The 19,110-nt window shown below is 71.3% G+C and carries 16 protein-coding genes; 3 read left to right on the forward strand and 13 right to left on the reverse strand.

The genetic code is table 11. The features are described from left to right. Positions 1-85: 85 nt before the first annotated feature. Positions 86-559, forward strand: coding sequence for a hypothetical protein (locus tag ACTXG6_RS29845; RefSeq protein ID WP_445182731.1), 474 nt, complete (start codon positions 86-88; stop codon positions 557-559). 99 nt (positions 560-658) lie between these two features. Here ACTXG6_RS29845 and ACTXG6_RS29850 read toward each other — a convergent pair whose 3' ends face one another. The 7 genes from ACTXG6_RS29850 to ppdK form a co-directional block, all read right to left on the reverse strand. Then, positions 659-826 carry a hypothetical protein gene (locus ACTXG6_RS29850; protein WP_445182732.1) on the reverse strand — a complete coding sequence of 56 codons (168 nt, stop codon included), beginning with the start codon at positions 824-826 and terminating at the stop codon, positions 659-661. A gap of 167 nt (positions 827-993) precedes the next feature. Beyond that, entirely contained in the window at positions 994-2,214 is a 1,221-nt protein-coding gene (gene fdhA, locus ACTXG6_RS29855) for a formaldehyde dehydrogenase, glutathione-independent (protein WP_445182733.1), read from the reverse strand. Between the two features lie 320 nt (positions 2,215-2,534). After that, the gene (locus tag ACTXG6_RS29860) at positions 2,535-3,029 is read right to left on the reverse strand and encodes a bifunctional nuclease family protein (protein ID WP_445182734.1); all 495 of its coding nucleotides are present in this window, start codon (positions 3,027-3,029) and stop codon (positions 2,535-2,537) included. 63 nt (positions 3,030-3,092) lie between these two features. Beyond that, entirely contained in the window at positions 3,093-3,863 is a 771-nt protein-coding gene (locus ACTXG6_RS29865) for a FadR/GntR family transcriptional regulator (protein WP_445182735.1), read from the reverse strand. Positions 3,864-3,879: 16 nt separating this feature from the next. Then, entirely contained in the window at positions 3,880-4,659 is a 780-nt protein-coding gene (locus ACTXG6_RS29870; protein WP_445182736.1) for an SDR family NAD(P)-dependent oxidoreductase, read from the reverse strand. A 19-nt stretch (positions 4,660-4,678) separates the two neighbouring features. Then, a complete protein-coding gene (locus ACTXG6_RS29875; protein ID WP_445182737.1) occupies positions 4,679-6,136 on the reverse strand; it encodes an aldehyde dehydrogenase family protein in 1,458 nt (485 codons plus the stop codon). 214 nt (positions 6,137-6,350) lie between these two features. Beyond that, positions 6,351-9,101: a pyruvate, phosphate dikinase gene (gene ppdK, locus ACTXG6_RS29880; RefSeq protein ID WP_445182738.1), complete on the reverse strand. Its 2,751-nt coding sequence runs from the start codon at positions 9,099-9,101 to the stop codon at positions 6,351-6,353. Between the two features lie 241 nt (positions 9,102-9,342). On the opposite strand from ppdK, the gene ACTXG6_RS29885 reads away from it, so the two are divergent. Further along, the gene (locus tag ACTXG6_RS29885) at positions 9,343-10,119 is read left to right on the forward strand and encodes an ion transporter (protein WP_445190133.1); all 777 of its coding nucleotides are present in this window, start codon (positions 9,343-9,345) and stop codon (positions 10,117-10,119) included. Position 10,120: 1 nt separating this feature from the next. On the opposite strand, the gene ACTXG6_RS29890 is transcribed toward ACTXG6_RS29885, so the two are convergent. The 6 genes from ACTXG6_RS29890 to ACTXG6_RS29915 all read right to left on the reverse strand — a co-directional run bounded on the left by ACTXG6_RS29890 (position 10,121) and on the right by ACTXG6_RS29915 (position 17,562). Continuing rightward, a complete protein-coding gene (locus ACTXG6_RS29890; protein WP_445182739.1) occupies positions 10,121-10,810 on the reverse strand; it encodes a cyclase family protein in 690 nt (229 codons plus the stop codon). 20 nt (positions 10,811-10,830) lie between these two features. After that, positions 10,831-11,613 carry an SDR family NAD(P)-dependent oxidoreductase gene (locus ACTXG6_RS29895; RefSeq protein ID WP_445182740.1) on the reverse strand — a complete coding sequence of 261 codons (783 nt, stop codon included), beginning with the start codon at positions 11,611-11,613 and terminating at the stop codon, positions 10,831-10,833. Beyond that, entirely contained in the window at positions 11,610-14,045 is a 2,436-nt protein-coding gene (locus ACTXG6_RS29900; RefSeq protein WP_445182741.1) for a xanthine dehydrogenase family protein molybdopterin-binding subunit, read from the reverse strand. The genes ACTXG6_RS29895 and ACTXG6_RS29900 overlap by 4 nt, the downstream gene beginning before the upstream one ends. Continuing rightward, positions 14,042-14,563, reverse strand: a complete 522-nt coding sequence (locus tag ACTXG6_RS29905; protein WP_445182742.1) for a (2Fe-2S)-binding protein — start codon at positions 14,561-14,563, stop codon at positions 14,042-14,044. Before ACTXG6_RS29905 ends, ACTXG6_RS29900 begins: the two co-directional genes overlap by 4 nt. 5 nt (positions 14,564-14,568) lie before the next feature. Further along, a complete protein-coding gene (locus tag ACTXG6_RS29910; protein ID WP_445182743.1) occupies positions 14,569-15,453 on the reverse strand; it encodes an FAD binding domain-containing protein in 885 nt (294 codons plus the stop codon). Between the two features lie 234 nt (positions 15,454-15,687). Then, positions 15,688-17,562: a helix-turn-helix domain-containing protein gene (locus ACTXG6_RS29915; RefSeq protein ID WP_445182744.1), complete on the reverse strand. Its 1,875-nt coding sequence runs from the start codon at positions 17,560-17,562 to the stop codon at positions 15,688-15,690. 266 nt (positions 17,563-17,828) lie between these two features. Between ACTXG6_RS29915 and ACTXG6_RS29920 the strand changes: the two genes are divergently transcribed. After that, entirely contained in the window at positions 17,829-18,959 is a 1,131-nt protein-coding gene (locus ACTXG6_RS29920) for a hypothetical protein (RefSeq protein WP_445182745.1), read from the forward strand. The last annotated feature ends 151 nt before the right edge of the window (positions 18,960-19,110 follow it).

Below are 19,110 nucleotides of genomic sequence, written 5' to 3' on the forward strand. Positions count from 1 at the left end.
GGGCCTACCTGACGGGCCGCGACTCCGCCCGGGCTCGCTCGTTAGACCAGTTGCCAGACACTGGCCGTTCTCTGGGGGGAGACTATTGGTAGGCACGATCCGGGCACTGGCGTGCGGCGCCGTGCTGCTGGCACTGGGCATGGGCGTCGTCGCGGTACTGCGGCTGAGTGGCGGACAGGCCCCGGGGCAACCCGCGCGCCTGGCGCCGGCGAACCTGGCACCCGCCCCGACCGGCACCTCCGCGACGGCCACTCCCGGCAACGCGGGAGCGGAGGCGGCGGCACCGGTCGCCCCGCACCCGGAGAGCGACACCCCGACGACGTCGGCGGACAAACTCGCCCAACCCCGGAGCGGGGGCCAGGCCCTGCCGAAGCTCGACCAGCAGGCCACTCAGCAGACGACGAGGATGCGGCACGCGCCAGAGCCCCCGACGCAGACCGAAGCACAGGCGAACCGGCGCAACGAGCAGGTGCGCCGGGAAATGATCGACCGGCTGTGCGAGCGGTACAACCTGCCCGCCGACCGCTGCGAGGAGTCGAAGTACGGCTCTGACTATTAATTTCCGGCGACTACTGAGTTCCGGCGATCCGGCCCGCCTCCATCCTCGTGACGGAGGCGGGCCGGACCTGGGTAAGTCCGCCCGGTGGTGCTCAGCGACCTACCGAACGGCGGTTCCCCAATGCACGCCCGTCACGACGCGGGTCAGTGCCTCGGGTACCCGCACGGTCAGTGCCGGATTGAGCACCGCTGGCAGATCGACCAGCAGTACCGCAACCACTCCCGTGAAACCGATGATGCACAGGGCCGCAGTGAGGTCCTCCCACATGATCCATCACTCCTTCCGCGTGCCGGTCGGCTGCGTCGGCCGGTACGTCATCGACCAAACTCTTTAGCTAGCGAAACGAACGTTACTCCGATCTTGTTCCCGCGCGCCGTACGAGAGGCGCGGATCACTGGACTGACGCGTCGTGGGCAACGCGCCTTGGCCCGTTCCTAGGCGACGTTGGGAATCAGTCCGTGCGGGTTCAGCACGTACTTGCGTGCCGCGCCCTGGTCGAACTCCTGGTAGCCGCGCGGCGCATCGTCCAGCGGGATCACCGTGGCGTTCACCGCCTTCGCGATGTGCGCCTTGTCGTGCAGGATGCTCATCATCAGCCCACGGTTGTACTTCAGCACCGGACACTGCCCGGTGGAGAACGTGTGGCTCTTCGCCCAGCCCAGCCCGAGCCGAACCTTGAGCGTCCCCTGCTTGGCGTCATCGTCGGCCGCACCCGGGTCACCGGTGACGTACAGGCCGGGGATGCCCAGCCGCCCACCGGCGCGGGTCAGGGTCATGACCGAGTTGAGCACGGTGGCCGGCGCCTCGGCGGCGTCCCTGCCGTGGCCGCTGGCCTCGAACCCCACCGCGTCGACGGCACAGTCCACCTCGTTCGTGCCCAGGATCTCCGCGATCTGGTCCTCCAGCGTCGCGTCCTGGGAGATGTCCACGGTCTCGCAGCCGAAGGAACGCGCCTGCGCCAGACGTTCGGCATTGCGGTCCCCGACGATGACGACGGCCGCGCCGAGCAGCTGCGCCGAGTAGGCCGCGGCGAGCCCGACGGGTCCGGCGCCCGCGATGTACACGGTGGACCCGGTCGTGACGCCGGCGGTGTAGGCGCCGTGATACCCCGTCGGGAAGATGTCCGAGAGCATCGTCAGGTCGAGGATCTTCTCCAGCGCCTGGTCCCGGTCGGGGAACTTCAGCAGGTTGAAGTCGGCGAACGGCACCATGACGTACTCGGCCTGGCCGCCCTCCAAGCCACCCATGTCGACGTAGCCGTAGGCCGAGCCGGCCCGGGCCGGGTTCACGTTGAGACAGATGCCGGTCTGGCCGTCCCGGCAGTTGCGACAGCGTCCGCACGCGATGTTGAACGGAACCGTGACGATGTCACCGACGTCGAGGAACTGGACGTCCTCGCCCTTCTCCATGATCTCGCCGGTGATCTCGTGCCCGAGGGTCTGACCTGGTGGGGCGGTGGTGCGGCCGCGGACCATGTGCTGATCGGACCCGCAGATGTTCGTGGCGATGTTGCGCAGGATGACCCCGTGCACTGCCTTCTGGGTCAGCCCCTTGGCCTTGGCCACATCGGTCGGGACCTCGAGCTTCGGCACGTCGTGGTCCTCCACCACGACGACGCCGGGCTCCTTGTAGACGACGATCTTGTTTCCACCCATGTGTTCCTCCTCGAGTCTCCGTTGACCCTCTCCAGACCTACTCAGAGGTCACGACCCGCACAAGGGCAGTCAGCACGCTGCGCCCCGCTTGGGTGCAATCGGACTAGTCGCGCACCGCTCCGCGCGGCATCCGGTGGATCGACGACCCTAGGAGCGCCCCGAACAATGCATGCTCTGCTGCGCGGCGCCCAGCCAGCGCCTCGCGGCGTTGTCCTCGTGGCCGATACCACCCCGGTATCGGCCACTCCGAAGACGGCAGAGCCTTGCGACGCATCCAACTGGATCACCGCTCGCGACGAGCGGCATCATTCAGGAGCGTCCTAGTCGGGCGGGTCCCGGAAGTCCTCCGGGCGCACGTCGGCGATGAACTCACGGAACTCGCGCAGCTGCTCGCCCGGCGGTGCGTCGGCGCCGGGCGGGAACAGGTCGGCGATCGGCTGCCCGACCTCGTCCAGGATCGCGTCCGCGACCACGATCGGCAGCCCGTCCCGGACCGCGACGGCCAGCGCGTCACTCGGCCGCGCCGCGATCCGGGTCCCGGCGTCGAAGACCAGCTCCGCCGTGAAGACCCCGTCGGTCAGCGCGGTGATCTCGACGCTGTCGAGCCGACGGCCGAGCCCCTCGACGACCGGGACCAGGAGGTCCTGGGTCAGTGGCGCGTCGCGCTCCCCGCGCGGACCCACCGCGATCACCTCGGCCTGGGGGTGCCGCAGGAACACCGGCAGGCAGCGCTGCCCGTCGAGCTCACCCAACAGCAGCACCGGCTGCCGGGACCGGCCGTGCAGCACCAGGCGCAACACCCGCATCGTCGCCATCGACAGACCTCCAGTCGGAGTCAGTCTCCGCGCCGATCCGCCCCGCGTACAGGCCCGAACACCTCAGACCGGGACCCGCCCGCCGCACTCCCGGACCAGGTCGGCCATGATCGCGCGGTCGGCCGGCTCCACATGGTCGGCGTAGTAGGCGTACAGCGTTTCACGGGCGAGCCGGGAGGCCCGGGCGCCGTCCCGGGCGGCGATCGCGGCGAAGACCGCCCCGTGGTGGCGGATCGACGCCAGCATCAGCGCTGTCCGGTCGTCGGCGTCCAGGATGGTCCGCTGGATCAGGCCGAGCACGGCCTCCCGGATCACCCCGCCGTAGACCTGGACCAGCTTGTTCCCGCCCGCCTCGGCGATGATCTCGTGGAACTCCAGGTCGGCCCGGCTGAACTCGGCGTAGCCGACGCCCATCGACTCGCGCATCCTGGCCATGTTGCGCTCCAGGGCGAGAAGGTGTTCGTCGGTGCGCCGGGCCGCGGCCATCAGGTTCGCCGACGCGTCCACGATCATGCGGAACTGCACGAGCTCGGGCAGCGTGACGGTCCGCGCCGAGGTCAGCACGGCGAGCGAGCGGCGGACCGGGCCCACCGAGTACTCGAGCACCAGCGGCCCGCGCGGGTCCCTCGGCGCGGAGCGGACCAGCTCCATGTTCTCCAGTACCCGCAGCGCCTCGCGGACCGAGGAGCGGCCCATGCCGAACCGCTCGACCAGCTCGCGCTCGCTGGGCAGCCGGTCCCCCGCCTTGAGCTCGCCGGCCGCGAGCGCGCGCTCCACGTACTCGACGATGCGCTGGAACGCCCGGGTGTCCGGCAGCTTGGCGGGGCTGGTCATCGGGGCACCGTGCCCGTTACGCCGGCGGGGTGAAGCGGCCGTCCACGGCGGTCCAGCCGCCGTCCACGGCCAGCACCGATCCGGTGACGAAGCTGGCCGCGTCCGACGCCAGGTACACCACGGCGCCCGCCATCTCCGACGGCTTCGCCCAGCGGCCCAGCGCACCCTTCTCCGCGTAGGCCCGGTACCAGGCGGGGTCGGCCTTGATCTGGCTGGTCAGCGGTGTCTCCACCACTCCGGGTGCGACCGCGTTGACCCGGACGCCGGACTCGCCGAACTCGACCGCGGCCGTCCGCAGCAGCTGCACCAGGCCGGCTTTCGTCGCCGCGTACACCGACTGGCCGGGCTCCACGACGGTGCCCCGGATCGAGGAGAAGGCGATGATGCTGCCCCTGCCCCGGGCAACCATGTTGGCACCGAACGCCCGGATCGTGGTGAAACCGGCCTTCAGGTTGAGCCCGACGACCCGGTCGAACTCCTCGGGGGTGTAGTCCAGGATCCGCTTGCGCACGTTCATCGCGGCGGTGAGCACCAGGACGTCGAGGTCGGTGTGCTCGGCGGCGACCCGCTCGACCGCGTCGCCATCAGTGACGTCCAGCTCCACCGCGCTGGCCTGTCCCCCGGCCGCGCCGATGGCCTCGGCGGCGTCCTTGGCCTGCGCCGGGTCCTTGTCCGCACAGATCACCGACGCGCCGTGCGCGGCCAGCGCGAGCGCGGCCTCCCGCCCGATGCCGCCGGCGCCGATCACCAGCGCGCGGCGCCCGTCGAGGCGGAACAGGGTGCGGTAATCCGTCATGAGTGGTCCCCTCGATCGGTCAGGGCCGGATCACGGCCATGCGGGTGACGGTCAGTTCCTCGATCGCGAAGCGCGGGCCCTCCCGACCGACGCCCGAGTCCTTCACCCCGCCGTAGGGCATGATGTCCGACCGGAAGCCGGGCACCTCGTTGACGATTACTCCACCCACGTCCAGCTCCTCGATCGCGCGGAACGCGGCGGCGAGCGAGCGGGTGAACACGCTGGCGTGCAGCCCGTACCGGGACCGGTTCACCGAGTCCAGCGCCGCATCCAGGTCCGGCACCGACCGGACCGCCACGACCGGGGCGAAGATCTCCTCGCACCACGCGTCGGCGGTCTCCGGGACGTCGAGCAGCACGGTGGGCTCGATCGCCCGGTCGCGCACCGAGCCGCCGCACAGCCGCTTGGCGCCCGCGGTCTCGGCCGCCTCGATCCAGTCCAGCACCCGCCGGGTGGACGCGTCGTTGATCAGCGCCGCGACCCGGGTGTCCGGCAGCCGGGGATCGCCGACGGTGAGCTCGCCGATCCGCGCGGTGAGCCGGCCGACGAACTCGTCCAGCACCGGCTCGCAGACCAGCACCCGCTGCACCGAGATGCACGCCTGGCCGTTGCCGTAGAAGCCGCCGCGCAGCACCGCGTCGGCCGCGGCGTCCAGGTCGGCGTCCGCGTCGACCACGAGCGCCGCGTTGGAGCCCAGCTCGAGCAGGGTCTTCCTCGGCGCGGCGTCGCGGGCGATCTGGTGCCCCACGGCGGCCGAGCCGGTGAACGAGACCACCCCGATCCGGGGGTCGGTGACCAGCGCGCGGCCGACCTCGGCGTCCCCGGTGACCACCTGGACGATCTCCGCCGGCGCTCCGTGCACGGCCGCCGCCCGGCGCACGATGTCGGCCAGCCACAGGGTGGCGAGCGGGGTTGCCGGCGCGGGCTTGCAGATCACCGGGCAGCCGGCCGCGATCGCCGGCGCGATCTTGTGGGTGGCCAGCAGCAGCGGGTAGTTGAAGCCGGCCACCCCGATGACAAGGCCGATCGGCTTGCGCGTCCAGAAGCCGACCAGACCGGCGCCGGAGGCCTGCAGGTCCAATGGGACGGTCTCGCCGTGCAGGTGCGCGACCTCCTCGGCCGCCGCCGACCAGGTGAACAGCGTCCGGGACAGCTCGACGGTGCAGTCGATGCGGGTCTTGCCGGTCTCGGCGATCAGCAGGTCGACGAACGCCTCGGACTGGGCCTCGAGCTCGCGTGCGACGTCGAGCAGGATCGCCCGCCGCGCCGCCGAGCTGAGCGCGGCGACCGGCCGCCGAGCCGCGACCCCCGCGTCCAGCGCAGCCCGCGCGTGCTCGACGGTGCCCACCGGTGCGTGCGCGACGGTGGAGCCGTCGTAGGGGAAGATCACCGGCGCCGTGGCCACATCGGTACGCCAGCCGGGCCCGACGGGCAGCCCGGGCCGGCGGCTCGCGAGCTCGGGCAGATCAACACTCATCCGGGCAACCCCTCCTCGTGGGCGGCGGCGTGGGCGGCGACATACAGCAGTGTGCCGAAGTGCTGGTCAGACCAGCCCTCTCCTGGAGCATGCCGCCCGAGGTCACCCGGGGTCAACGGCGCCCGGCCGGACCGGGCCCGGCGGCACCGCACCTAGGAGCGCCCGACGAGTTCGGGACCGGGTAGACCCCCATCCCGGCTCGCCGACGCACCGGTCAGGACGCTCCCGCCCCGGTCTCCGCGATGAGGGCGGCGCGTCCCGCCTCGAGCCGCGCGACGGGCACCCGGAACGGCGAGCAGGACACGTAGTCCAGGCCGATCTCGTGGAAGAAGTGCACCGAGTCCGGATCGCCGCCGTGCTCGCCGCAGACCCCGACCTTGAGGTCCGGCTTTGCTTCGCGGCCGGCGGTGACGGCCATCCGGACCAGGGTCCCGACGCCGTCCCGGTCCAGGGACTCGAACGGCGAGACGGTGAACACCCCCTTGTCCAGGTAGGTGGCGAAGAGCGCCGCCTCCACGTCGTCCCGGGAGAACCCCCAGGTCGTCTGGGTCAGGTCGTTGGTGCCGAAGGAGAAGAACTCGGCGACCTCGGCGATGCGGTGCGCGGTCAACGCGGCCCGGGGCAGCTCGATCATCGTGCCGATCGGGATGGACAGGTCCGCGCCGGTGCGGTCCGCCACGTCGGTGATGACACCGTCGATCTCGTCGCGGATCAGGTGCAGCTCCATGACCGAGCCGACCAGCGGAACCATGATCTCCACCAGCGGCCGGCCGCCGTCCTGGAGCCGGGCTGCCGCCGCCTCGGCGACCGCCTGGGCCTGCATCGCGAACAGGCCCGGCACCATCAGGGCGAGCCGGACGCCGCGCAGCCCGAGCATCGGGTTGGACTCGTGCAGCCGCTCGACCGCGGTGAGCAGCACCTCCCTGGCCGGGTCGACCTCGCCGGCCGCCCGGGCCAGCGCCACCTCGACGGCGAGCTCGGTGCGGTCCGGCAGGAACTCGTGCAGGGGCGGGTCGAGCAGCCGGATCGTGGTGGGCAGCCCGTCCATCTCGCGCAACAGCGTGGTGAAGTCGGCCCGCTGCAGCGGCAGCAGCTCGGCCAGCGCGGCGTCCCGGCTCGCCGGCGTGTCGGCCAGGATCAACCGCTCCACGAGCACCCGGCGGTCGCCGAGGAACATGTGCTCGGTGCGGCACAGCCCGATGCCCTCCGCGCCCAGGTGCCGGGCACGGGCGGCGTCCTCGGCGGTATCGGCGTTCGCGCGGACCCCCAGCAGCCGCGTCCGGTCGGCATGCCGCAGCAACTGGTCGACCGAGCCGACGAGGTCGGCGGTCTCGGCGTCGGCCGACTCGAGCGCCACGTCCAGGCCACGCTCGAGGTAGGTCGCCACCGGGGACGGAACCACCGGGATCCGGCCGGCGAAGACCTCGCCGGTGGAGCCGTCGATGGACAGCACATCACCCTCGGCGACCACCACGTCGCCGACCCGCAGCTTGCGGGCCTGCGCATCTATATCGATCTCCTCCGCGCCGCAGACACAGGTCCGCCCCATGCCGCGGGCGACCACGGCGGCGTGCGAGGTCTTGCCGCCCCGGGTGGTCAGCACCCCGGCCGCGGCGATCATGCCCGCCAGGTCGTCGGGGTTCGTCTCCCGCCGGCACAGCAGCACGTCCTCACCCCGGGCCGCCCAGGCCGTCGCGGTGGCGGAGTCGAAGACGACCTTGCCGACCGCGGCACCCGGTGAGGCCCCCATCGCCAGCGTCAGCCGGGTGCGCGGTGCGTCGGCGTCGAACTGCGGGAACATCAGCTGCGCGAGCTGCTGGCCGCTGACCCGGGTGAGCGCCTCGTCGTTGGTGATCACTTTCTCGTCCACGAGCTGGGTGGCGATCCGGAAGGCGGCGGCCGCCGTCCGCTTCCCGACCCGGGTCTGCAGCATCCACAACTTGCCGCGCTCGACGGTGAACTCGATATCGCACAGATCGCGGTAGTGCGTCTCCAGCCGGCGCGCGATCCGCGTCAGCTCGGTGTGTGCCGCCGCATTGAGATGGGCGAAGTCCTCCAACGACAACGTGTTGCGGATACCCGCGACCACGTCCTCACCCTGGGCGTTCACCAGGTAGTCGCCGTAGAGGCCGGGACGGCCGGTTGCGGGGTCGCGGGTGAAGCAGACCCCGGTGCCCGAGGAGTCCCCCAGGTTGCCGAACACCATCGCGCACACGTTCACCGCGGTGCCCAGGTCGTTGCGGATGCGCTCGCGGCGGCGGTAGAGCCGCGCCCGGTCGGTGTTCCACGAGGCGAATACCGCGCGCATCGCCAGATCGAGCTGTTCCCGGGGATCCTGTGGGAACTGGCGGCCGGTCTGCTCGAGCACGATCCCCTTGAACTCGTCGACGAGCTCGCGCAGCACGGCCGCCGGCAGCTCCACGTCGGTGTCGGCGCCGGCCCGAACCTTGGCCGACTCCAGCGCGGACTCGAACAGCTCGCTCGAGATGTCGAGAACGGTCCTGCCGAACATCTGGATGAGCCGGCGGTAGGAGTCCCAGGCGAAGCGCTCGTCGCCGACCGCGTCGGCCAGCCCCTTCACCGAGTAGTCGTTGAGGCCGACGTTCAGCACCGTCTCCATCATCCCCGGCATGGAGAACTTCGCCCCGGAGCGCACCGAAACCAGCAGCGGGTCCTGCACGTCGCCGAGTCGCCGCCCCAGCAGGTTCTCCAGCCGCCGCAGGGCCATGGTCACCTGCAGCCGCAGTGGCTGCGGCTCCTCACCGCGGAGCAGGTAGTGCTGGCAGGCCTCGGTCGTCACGGTGAAACCAGGGGGCACCGGCAGGCCGAGCCGGGTCATCTCGGCGAGGTTCGCACCCTTGCCACCCAACAGGTCGACCATGCCGCGGTCGCCGTCGGCGAAGTCGTAAACCAGTTGCACGCCCGGGCCCCTGCCGGCGACCGAACCACTCGTCATGGCGTTCATCGTGTGCCTCCCCGCGGAAACCACCAAGAATGCCATCAGATGCGTCGGTTTGGGTGCGTTGTGCGGGCGTGCCATGATCGGGCCCCGCCGACCGTCGATGTGCAAGTCTGGAGACGCCAGGATGGCCCCCGCCCGTGACGCAGCCAGCCGCGCTGCCGCCACGAATCCGAGTCCCCGCGGCCGTGAGCACGAGCTCAACAGCGGCATCCTTCCCGGCAACGTGCACGCCGACGACTGGATCATGTTCTCGCTGGCCGTGATATCGGTGAGCCTGCTCGGGTACATGGTGCTCAGCCCGCCGTCCTACCGGGTCGGGATCTGGATCTTCTACGCCGACTGCGCCGCGTGCGCGGTCTTCCTCGGCGAGTTCCTCTGGCGCTGGCGCAAACGCCACTGGGACAAACGGTTCCTGGTCCGCAACTGGTACGAGCTCTTCGCGATGATTCCGGTCGCGCACCCGGCCCTGGTCGCACACCGCTTCATCACGGTGGTGCTGCTGATGGTGCGCATCGGGCGGGCCGTCGACCGGGCGGTCGGCGAGCAGTTCACCTACCGACTGGTGGACAAGCTCTCCGAACCCATCGTGCGCGCGATCAAGAAACCGATCACCATCGCCGTGCTCGATGAGGTGGTCAAGGTGCTGGAGACCGGGAACTACCCGGAGAACCTGGCCAAGTCCCTCACCGAGAACAAGGACGAGCTGCGGGCCATCATCAGTGAGAAGCTGACCGAGGACCCCCAGCTCGGCCGGTTCAAGGTCATCCCCTTTCACGACGAGATCGTGCACGCCGCGGTCGACACCACCTTCCGGGTGGTCCTCGAGGTGCTCCAGGACCCGCGCATCGACGACTTCTTCTCGTCGGTCGTGCGGGACAACCGGGAACAGATCCGGCGTGCGGTGGCCCTCGGCCTCAACGACGAGGACGCACCCGAGAGGGAGGAGATCCTCCCGTCGCGGACCCAGCGGTCGGCGGTCCGCGAGTTCGACCAGCACCACCGCACCCGGGGCAACCGGTAGCTCAGCCCTCGATCAGCGCAACGGCCCGGGTCGGCCCACCGTGGGCGCCCCGCAGCTTGAGCGGGAACCCGACGAAGGTGAACCGGGTATTCACCACCCGGTCCAGGTTGGCCAGGTTCTCGTAGTGGGTGATGTGTTCCCGGCGGCACATCATGTGGCAGGGATAGCTGGTGCTCACCGGGTTGTCCGGTGTCGGGCTGTCCACGCCGAATGTCTTGATCCTGCGCTGGACGATCCACTCGCTCGCCGACTCCCCGAGCCCGGCGAACTCGCTGAGGTACTTCTTGTCCCCGCTGTAGCGGTTCCAGGTGGCGGTGTGGAACAGCACGATGTCGCCGGGCCGCACGTCCACCGGGGACTCCGACTCGACGCGGTCCAGGTCCTCGGCACTGATGTCGGTCTGCGCCTTGAACTCGGTGACGTCCAGGCACACCGCCGTCCCGTAGAACAGGTCCAGGGACATCTTCTCGATCGTCTCCGCGGTGGGGTCCGGGTCGAGGTGGGAGAACGAGTCCACGTGGGTCGGGCCGTTGTCGTTGAGCATGAACCCGGTGGTCTGGAAGGAGAAACCGCTGTCGAACCGGGGCTCGGTCTCCTCGTGGGTGGCGTGTTCGAACTGCACCGTCTTCAGGTGCCCGGGGTAGACCTTCATCCCCTCGTAGATGTCCTGGGACAGGTCGATGATCTGCATGGACGCCTCCTCGTGCTGCTTCAGTACATGACGACGCCGGCGGTGACGTTGACGTCCTCGCCGGTGATGGATGCCGCACGGTCGGAGGCCAGGAACGCGCAGGTGTACGCCACCTCGTCGGCCCGCACGAGCCGCCCCAACGGTGAGGCCGAGGTGAAGGCGGCGAGCGCCTCTGCCTCGGTGATCCCCCGTGCGGCGGCCTGGTTGCGGATCACGTCCTCGATCCGGGGCCCGGCGACCGCGCCCGGGCACACCGCGTTGACCCGCACGCCGTGCGGCCCGAGCTCGACGGCGAGGGTGCGTACCAGGCCGATCACGCCGAGCTTGGCGGCCGCGTACGGGGTGCGGCCGTGCAGCGGGCGCTTCCCGGTCATCGACGAGATCGCGATCAAGCTGCCGCCGGCCCGGGTCATCAGACCGGGCACGAACGCCCGGAAGGTCAGGAACACCCCGTCCAGGTCGGCCGCGAGGGTGTCGCGCCACTGCGCCAGCGTGATCTCGTGCAGGGGCGCGGTCGGGCCGGCGATACCCGCGTTGGCGACCACGGTGTGCACCGTGCCGAGCTCACCCGCCGCGGCGGCCACCGCGGCGACCGACTCCTCGTCCCGCACGTCGCAGGCCAGTGCGGCACAGGCGGCCCCGACCTTCTCCACCTCCTCGACGGTGTCGGTCAGCGTCTCCGGGTCCCGGGCCGTGGCAGCGATGGCGAACCCGTCGGCGGCGAGCGCTACCGCGATGGCCCGCCCGATGCCCCGGTTCGCCCCGGTGACCACCGCGACCCTGGGCACCTCGGCGACCGTCATCCGCGCGCCTTCCGGATGGCGGTGAGGATGCGGTCCGGGGTCATCGGCAGCTCGGTCAGCCGCACGCCCAACGGGGCCAGCGCGTCGTTGACGGCCGCGTTGATCGCGGCGGGTGCCATCATCCGGCCGCCCTCGCCACCACCCTTGATGCCGTGCGGGGTGTACGGCGACGGCGTCTCGACGTGCCCGATCGCCAGCTCCGGGACCTCCATCGCCGTCGGGATGAGGTAGTCCAGGTAGCTCGAGGTCAGCAGCTGCCCGTCGTCGTCGTAGACGTACTCCTCGTAGAGCGCCGTACCGATGCCCTGCGCCGTCCCGCCCACGATGTGCCCGGCCAGCGAGCGCGGGTTCACCAGCGTCCCGCAGTCGTGCACGGCCGCGTAGTGCAGGAAGGTGACCGCGCCGGTCTCGATGTCCACCTCGACCACCGGGATGTGGCAGGCGTGGCCCATGAACGGGTAGAAGACGCCGAGGTCCTTGCGGTCGGCCGAGGGCATCGTGGTGTACGGGTGGTCGTAGACCTTCGCCTCCTCCAGGCCGGACTCCACGTCGTCGGGGAAGCTGTGCTTGAACAGGTGCAGCGCGACCGCGATGTCCCCCAGCGACTTGCGCCGCTCCGGGACCCCGCGCACCTGGTAGCCCCCGTCGGCCCACTCGAGGTCGGTCGGGTCGATCTCCAACAGGTGTGCCGCCGCCCGGCGTGCCTTGTCCTTGATCTTGGCGGTGGCCCCCTCGACCGCGCCGGCCAGCATCACCGTGGTTCGGGAGCCGCCCGGACCGGTCGCCGGCAGGCCGTTGCGGCTGCCCTGGTAGACGACCGACACGTCGTGCGGATTGCAGTCGAACTCCTCGGCGACGAGCTGGGCCACCATGGTCTCCGGGCTGTTGCCCCAGAACGCGCAGGAGTACAGGGTCGCGGTGATGCCACCGGTGGCGTCCAGCGTCACCGACTCCGGCATCGAGGTGACCGGCGCCCCGGGCTCGTCGAACCAGAACCAGAACTCCGTCGCGGAGAACACGCTGCGCTCCTGCGCGCAGATCACCCCGACTCCGACGTAGCGGCCCTCCTCGGCCAGCAGCCTGCGCTGTTCGCCGCGCCAGTGGTCGAGGTCGCCGAGCTTGAGGGCCTTGTCCAGCACCGCGTCGTAGTCGCCGGAGTCGTAGACGTTCCCGGTCGGGATGAAGTGCGGGAAGCTCCGGATGAAGTTGCGCCTGCGCACCTCCACCGGGTCCAGCCCCAGCTCCCGTGCGGCCTTGTCCACCATCTGCTCGAGCATCCAGTTGTTGACCTCGGAACCGAAGCCCCGGTAGGCGCCCTGCTGGTTCTTGTTGGTCAGCGCGGCGCGGACCCGGTAGCGCACGCTGGTCATCTGGTAGGGACCGACGACCTGGGCCAGTGCGTTGCCGTGGTGGCCGACGCCGAACTGGATGTAGGCCCCGTAGTCGTCCACCGTGTCGATCTTGATGCCGCGCATGGTGCCGTCGCGCATCATCGCCAGCTCGACCTCGTAGACCCGGTCCGAGCCGTGGTGGTCGCAGTTGGAGATGTTGTCCACCCGGTCCTCGAGGTAGACGACCTTGCGCCCGACCTCCCGGGAGCACATCGCGGCGAGCACGGCTGGCTTGGTGGCGAACAGCTTGGAACCGAAGCTGCCGCCCGCCGGCACCGGCCGGATGTCCAGCCGGTTCGCCGGGATCTTGAGCGTGCCCGCCACCATGAACAGGTAGCTGGTGAAGCTCAGTGAGTTGGTGTCCACGGTGAGCTGGCCGGTGGCGTGGTCGTAGTCCGCGATGGCCCCGACGGTCTCCAGCGGCTGGCCGCCGGAGCGCCGCCAGCGCAGCCGGTCGGAGATGACCACGTCGGCCTCGGCGAAGTCGCGCTCGACCTCGCCGAAGTCGAAGGTCCGCTCGTAGGCCAGGTTGCTGCCCAGTGACTCGTGCACCAGGGGCGCGCCGTCGACGAGCGCGGCCTCCGGGTCGACGACCGCGGCGAGCGGCTCGTACTCGACCTCGATCAGCGGGAGCGCGTCCTCGGCCAGGTAGCGGCTGTCCGCGACGACGACCGCGACGCCCTCCCCGACGTAGCGGACCTTCTCCGCCGCCAGGCAGCGCCAGGTGTGGTTGGCCGGGTCGGGGCCGAAGTCGGGCAGCGGGTCGCACAGCTCGGCGGCCCGCGCGCCGGTGATCACGGCGTGCACCCCGGGAGCCGCCAGCGCCGCGGTGATGTCGGTGCTCAGAATGCGGGCGTGCGGGTGGGGGCTGCGCAGCACCGCCGCGTGCAGCGTCCCCGGGGTGACCAGGTCCGCAATGTAGCCGCCCCGGCCGCGGAGGAACTTCGGGTCCTCGACCCGGCGGATGGACTTGCCCACCCAGTTGCGGGGAGCGGAGTGGTCCCGCACCGGCGGCGCCGGTGGGCGGTCGACGGTGGTCATGACCTCACCTCGGTGTTCTCCCGAGCGCTCGCCCCGGCGCCGTCCCGCAGCCGGGCCGCCGCGGCCAGCACCGCCTCGACGATGAACTGGTAGCCGGTGCAGCGGCACAGGTTGCTCGAGATGCCCTCGCGTACCTGCTCGGGGGTGGGGTCCGGCTTCGACGCGAGGATCTCCTGGGCGCGCATCAGCATCCCCGGGGTGCAGTAGCCGCACTGCAGGCCCTGCTTGTCCCAGAACTCGTCCTGCAGCGGGTGCAGCTCGGCGCCCCGGGCGAGCCCTTCGACGGTGCTCACCTCGGCGCCGTCGGCCTGCACCGCGAAGGTGATGCAGGACCGGATGCTGGCTCCGTCCAGCAGCACCGTGCAGGTGCCGCAGACGCCGTGCTCGCAGCCGATGTGGGTGCCGGGCAACCCCAGCTCGTCGCGCAGGAAGTCGACCAGCAGCAGCCGCGGCTCCACCTCGGCGCTGTGCCGGCGGCCGTTGACGGTCACGTCGATGGGGTGTTTCTGGGGCTTCACCGGGTTCACCTCTCGTCCCTGGCCCGGGAGATCGCCAGGTCCAGCGCGCGCCGCACGTACGTCCGGGCCAGGACGGTGCGGGTGGTGGCGCTGGCGTGCACGTCGCCGGACGGGCTGGTGCCGGCCACCGCTGCCTCGGCGGCCGCCGCGACGGCGGCCGGGTCCGGTGCCGCGCCGGTGAGGACCCGTTCGGCCGCGTGCGCCCGGACCGCCGTCGGGGCCACGCCGGTCAGGGCGAGGGCCGCGCGACGGATCCGGTCGCCGTCCAGCTCGACGAGAGCGGCCACCCCGACGATCGCGAAGTTGCCGAATACCCGGGAGAACTCGACGAAGGCGTACCCGCTGCGCACGCCGACCAGGTCGCGGCGGGGCAGCCGTATCTCGGTGAGCAGCTCGTCGGCGGCCAGCGCGGTGCTGAACGGCCCGCGCAGGAAGTCGGCGGCCGCGATGGTGCGGGTGCCGTCCGGGCCGACCGCGACGAGCTCGCCGTCCAGTGCCAGTACCGCGGCCGGGAGCTCGGCGGCCGGGTCGGCGTGCGCGATGTTGCCGCCGACGGTGCCGAGGTTGCGGATCGGTGGGTGCGCGGCCAGGCCGATCGCCTCGGCGAGCAGCGGTGCTGCCAGCGCCACCTCGGGTGAGTGTTCCACCTCGCTCTGCCGGGTCATCGCGCCGATGACCAGTGCATTGCCGTCCAGCCGGATGGCACTCAGTTCGGCGATGTTACGCAGGTCGACCAGGTGGCCGGGCTGCGCCAGCCGGAAGTTCATCAGCGGGATGAGACTCTGCCCGCCGGCGAGCACCCTCGGCTCGACCTCGGCGTGCGCCGCCAGCAGCTCGACGGCCTCTGCGACGGTCGCCGGCACGGAATAGGCGAACGGTGGTGGTTTCACGGCAGGCTCCGGTGCACAGCGACCTCCTCGACTGCCCTGGCGGACGACCTGATCGGCGCGGGGTGGTGGTCGGCGATGGTGTGACCCACGCCACCCGCAGGTCGATCCTGCTGGCCGCGGCACGCAACGACCATGTGTGTCATCCCAGGAAACCGGTCCCGACCCTGGGCTGTGGCACAACGGCCCGGAACCCGGCCGAACGCACCGCGCTCGGTGTCAGGACCGCCGGCGGGTTCAGCCGGTCTGGTCCAGCCTGACGATCTCGCGGACGGTGAGGGCGAGCTGCAGCTCCAGCCGGACCTCGGCGTCCCGCAGGCTGCGCCCGACCAGCTGCTCGATCCGGCCCAGCCGGTAGCTCACCGTGTTCGGGTGCACGACCAGCGCCTCGGCGGCGGCCGCCGTCGAACACCCCGTCGCGAGCCAGGTCCGCAGGGTCACCAGCAGGTCGCCGCCGCGCCGCTGCTCGTGTGCGACCACGGTGCGCAGCAGGTTCCGGGCGAAGCGGCGCAGCGCATCCGGCGCCCCGGTCTCCAGCAGCAGCGCGGACAGCCCCAGCTCGCGCACGTCCACCAGGCCGCCCGGTTGGCTCGCCCTGCGCAGCGCCGCCGCCCCGCGCGCAACCCGGTAGGCGCGGGCGTAGTCGGCGAGGTCGCCGGCCACCGGCCCGGCAACCAACGTCGGTGTGGTGTGCGGGGATACCGCCTGCGCGACCTGGCTGAGCACCCGGCGCAGCGCATCGCCGGGGTCGGGCTCGGCCGGCAGGAGCAGCACGTAGCCGCCGTCGTACAGCCCGGAGAGAGGGCGGGGGCCGGGTTCGGCGGCGGCGCGGATCAGCTCCGGCAACGGGGGCGCGGGTGGGAGCGGCCCGTCCAACGTCAGCAGTGCCACGACGTGCGGGCGGGACAGGTCGTGGCCCAGCGCCGAGGCCCGGTCGAGCAGAGCCCGGGGGCGCGCCGGGCCGTCGGCACGGAACAGGTCCCCGAGCAGGTCACCGGACAGCTGCCGGTGCACCTCGACGAGGTGGCGCTGCTGCAGCAGTTCCAGTGCGACAACCAGGGCGAACCGCTCCACCACCCGCAGCTGCACGGGCTCGGGCGCGGCGGGTGGCGCGCTGACCCACAGCCGGCCGACCAGTTCCCCGCCAAGCACCACCGGCGCCGCCCAGGCCACCTCGGAGGGGCCGGCACCGGGCACCCCGGCCACGATCGGCCCGGCCGCGGCGTCGATCGGGACCAGCGCCACCGAGTACCGCCGGCCCGGCGCATCCTGGGCACCCAACGCGTCGCGGGCCGGGCGGCGCCGCCGGGCGGCGGCGTCCGGCGGCGGGCAGTAGCCCAGCTCGGGGGCGCACGCGAGGACCCGGCCGGCGGCATCCTCCACGGTGACCGATGCGCCAAGAGCGGCGGCCAGGGCGGTCACCAGACCGGCCAGCCCGACCTCCTCGAGCACCAGCCGCATGAGCTCGTGGTGCTGACGCTCGGCCCACTCCAGTACGGCCCGCCCGCGCTGCAGCTCGTCATTGACCAGGGACAGCTCGCTGATCACGTCCTGCTGGGCGGTACGCAGCCGGGCCGTCTCCGTCGCCAGCGCGACCTGCTCGGCGAGCAACTCGATGAGCTCCCGTTCGGCCGCCTCGAACTCCCGCGCCGACACCGAGTACCCGACGATCACCCCGACGACCTCGCTGGACCCGCGCAGCGGGGCGGCCAGCAGCGCCTGGTAGCCCTGCGCCGGCGCGAGCCGGCGCAGCCGACCGAAGTTCGGCGCCACCCCCACGTCGGCAACCGCGACGGTGCGGCCCTCGCGGAACGCCCGCGCGGCCGGTGTGTCCAGGTCCGGGCCCGACGGGTCGATCAGCAGCGATCCCCCGTCACTGACCAGGGCCACGTACTCGGCGCTGAGCCCGTACCAGCCGGCCACCCGCAGGTACTCCCGCGCGGGGTCGGCGAGCATCACCGCGCAGAACTCGAACCCGACCAACCCGCAGGCCTGCTGGGCGACCCGGGTGAGCACCGCCTCGAGCGGCTCCGCCGCATTCACCGCCCGCGCGATCTCGCTCACAGCGGACATCCACGACCGCAGCGAGGTCGGCACCCGCGACACGCTCATCGAGCCTCCTCCCGCCCGCGATGACGCCGTGCGGACGCCGCGCGACGGGACACCGGGACAGCACCCAGCACACTCGCCTCCCGGTGGCCCGGAAGCAAGAGTGGCCGGCACCGGTCCTTGTGCCCGGAGCCAAGGCATCGGAACAATCCCTGTGCCCGCCGACATGGCCCCGGCTGTCCGGCCTGAGGATCGTGGCCTTGTTTCCACACCGGGCTGACGAGGGCCGGTCCGCCGAGCTGGACCAGACAGAAGGAAAGGGGCGGACGGTGTCAAAGAAGATCACCGATACGCTGCTGCCGACCACCATGATCGGCTCGTACCCGAAGCCGAGGTGGTACACCCGCTACAACCTCGCCGGGGCCGACCTGCTCGAGTGGTGGAAGCTCGAGGAGAACTGGCACGCCTGGTGGGACGCCACCACCGCGTGCATCAAGGACCAGGAGCTCGCCGGACTGGACATCGTCACCGACGGCCAGATGCATTTCGACGACTACGGCGGCGGCATCGGCTCCTTCGTCTGGTACTGGTACGAGCGGCTGGACGGGTTCACCAAGGCGAAGCTGCCCAACCCGCTCGCCCGCGCGATCGAGGAGAGCGCCGACGGCGACCTCAGCCAGGCCGCGTGGATGCACAACTGGGGCGGCACGGCCGTCACCGGCCCGGTCGGGCGCGGCATCCCGGGTCGGCTGGGCGAGATGCACCAGGCCGCGCGCCAGCTCACCGACAAGCCGCTGAAGGTCTCCGTGGGGGCCGGCCCGCCGAACCTGACCTACCACGTCGACTTCAACCACCCCGACTCCCAGTACACCGAGGCACGGCGGCTGGCCGAGGACCTGGTCCCGATCTTCAACCAGGACCTCAAGGACCTGGTCGCGCACGGTGCCGAGTTCATCCAGATCGAGGACCTCGGCGCCTGGATGCTCGCGCTCGACGGGAAGAACGACTGGGTGCTCGACGTGCTGAACGGCTGGATCGACGGGGTCGAGGCGAAGATCGCCTGGCACTGCTGCCTCGGCGCCGGCTACGGCAACACGTTCCGGGCCGTGGAGGACGCGCTCCCCCGCGTGCTCGAGCGCTGGATGGCGGTCAACGTCGACCAGTTCGCCCTCGACTTCGCACTGCGCGACATGGCCGACGTGAAGGCGCTCGAGATGGTGCCGAAGGACCGGGAGGTGCAGGTCGGCGTGATCGACATCCGCACCCTGTACATCGAGTCCGACGACGTGATCGTCGACCGCATCCACAAGGCTCTCGAGTACATCGAGCCCGAGCGCGTCTACCTCTCGACCGACTGCGGCCTCAAGGCACTGCCCCGGTTCTGCGCGTACGAGAAGCTCAAGGCACTGTCCCGCGCCGCCGCCCGGGTACGCAGCGAGATCAACACCGGGGCCGCCTAGCGACCGCCGGTACCGCGAGGGCCGGTTGTCCCACCCGACCAGCAGGTCTATGTTGAAATGTGACGGCCGACACACCTGAGAGCGCGGCCGTGGCGGTCCGGGCTCGGCGTATTGCTGACAGCCCCCGAGCCGATCGCCGGCCCAGCAGCAG

It is taken from the genome of Pseudonocardia sp. Cha107L01, assembly GCF_052566575.1.

Excerpts from the sequence above, each read along its gene's own strand:
- ACTXG6_RS29850 (WP_445182732.1), bottom strand. The coding sequence starts at position 826 with ATGTGGGAGGACCTCACTGCGGCCCTGTGCATCATCGGTTTCACGGGA.
- fdhA (WP_445182733.1), bottom strand. The coding sequence starts at position 2,214 with ATGGGTGGAAACAAGATCGTCGTCTACAAGGAGCCCGGCGTCGTCGTG.
- ACTXG6_RS29860 (WP_445182734.1), bottom strand. The coding sequence starts at position 3,029 with ATGGCGACGATGCGGGTGTTGCGCCTGGTGCTGCACGGCCGGTCCCGG.
- ACTXG6_RS29865 (WP_445182735.1), bottom strand. The coding sequence starts at position 3,863 with ATGACCAGCCCCGCCAAGCTGCCGGACACCCGGGCGTTCCAGCGCATC.
- ACTXG6_RS29870 (WP_445182736.1), bottom strand. The coding sequence starts at position 4,659 with ATGACGGATTACCGCACCCTGTTCCGCCTCGACGGGCGCCGCGCGCTG.
- ACTXG6_RS29875 (WP_445182737.1), bottom strand. The coding sequence starts at position 6,136 with ATGAGTGTTGATCTGCCCGAGCTCGCGAGCCGCCGGCCCGGGCTGCCC.
- ppdK (WP_445182738.1), bottom strand. The coding sequence starts at position 9,101 with ATGAACGCCATGACGAGTGGTTCGGTCGCCGGCAGGGGCCCGGGCGTG.
- ACTXG6_RS29885 (WP_445190133.1), top strand. The coding sequence starts at position 9,343 with ATGTTCTCGCTGGCCGTGATATCGGTGAGCCTGCTCGGGTACATGGTG.
- ACTXG6_RS29890 (WP_445182739.1), bottom strand. The coding sequence starts at position 10,810 with ATGCAGATCATCGACCTGTCCCAGGACATCTACGAGGGGATGAAGGTC.
- ACTXG6_RS29895 (WP_445182740.1), bottom strand. The coding sequence starts at position 11,613 with ATGACGGTCGCCGAGGTGCCCAGGGTCGCGGTGGTCACCGGGGCGAAC.
- ACTXG6_RS29900 (WP_445182741.1), bottom strand. The coding sequence starts at position 14,045 with ATGACCACCGTCGACCGCCCACCGGCGCCGCCGGTGCGGGACCACTCC.
- ACTXG6_RS29915 (WP_445182744.1), bottom strand. The coding sequence starts at position 17,562 with ATGAGCGTGTCGCGGGTGCCGACCTCGCTGCGGTCGTGGATGTCCGCT.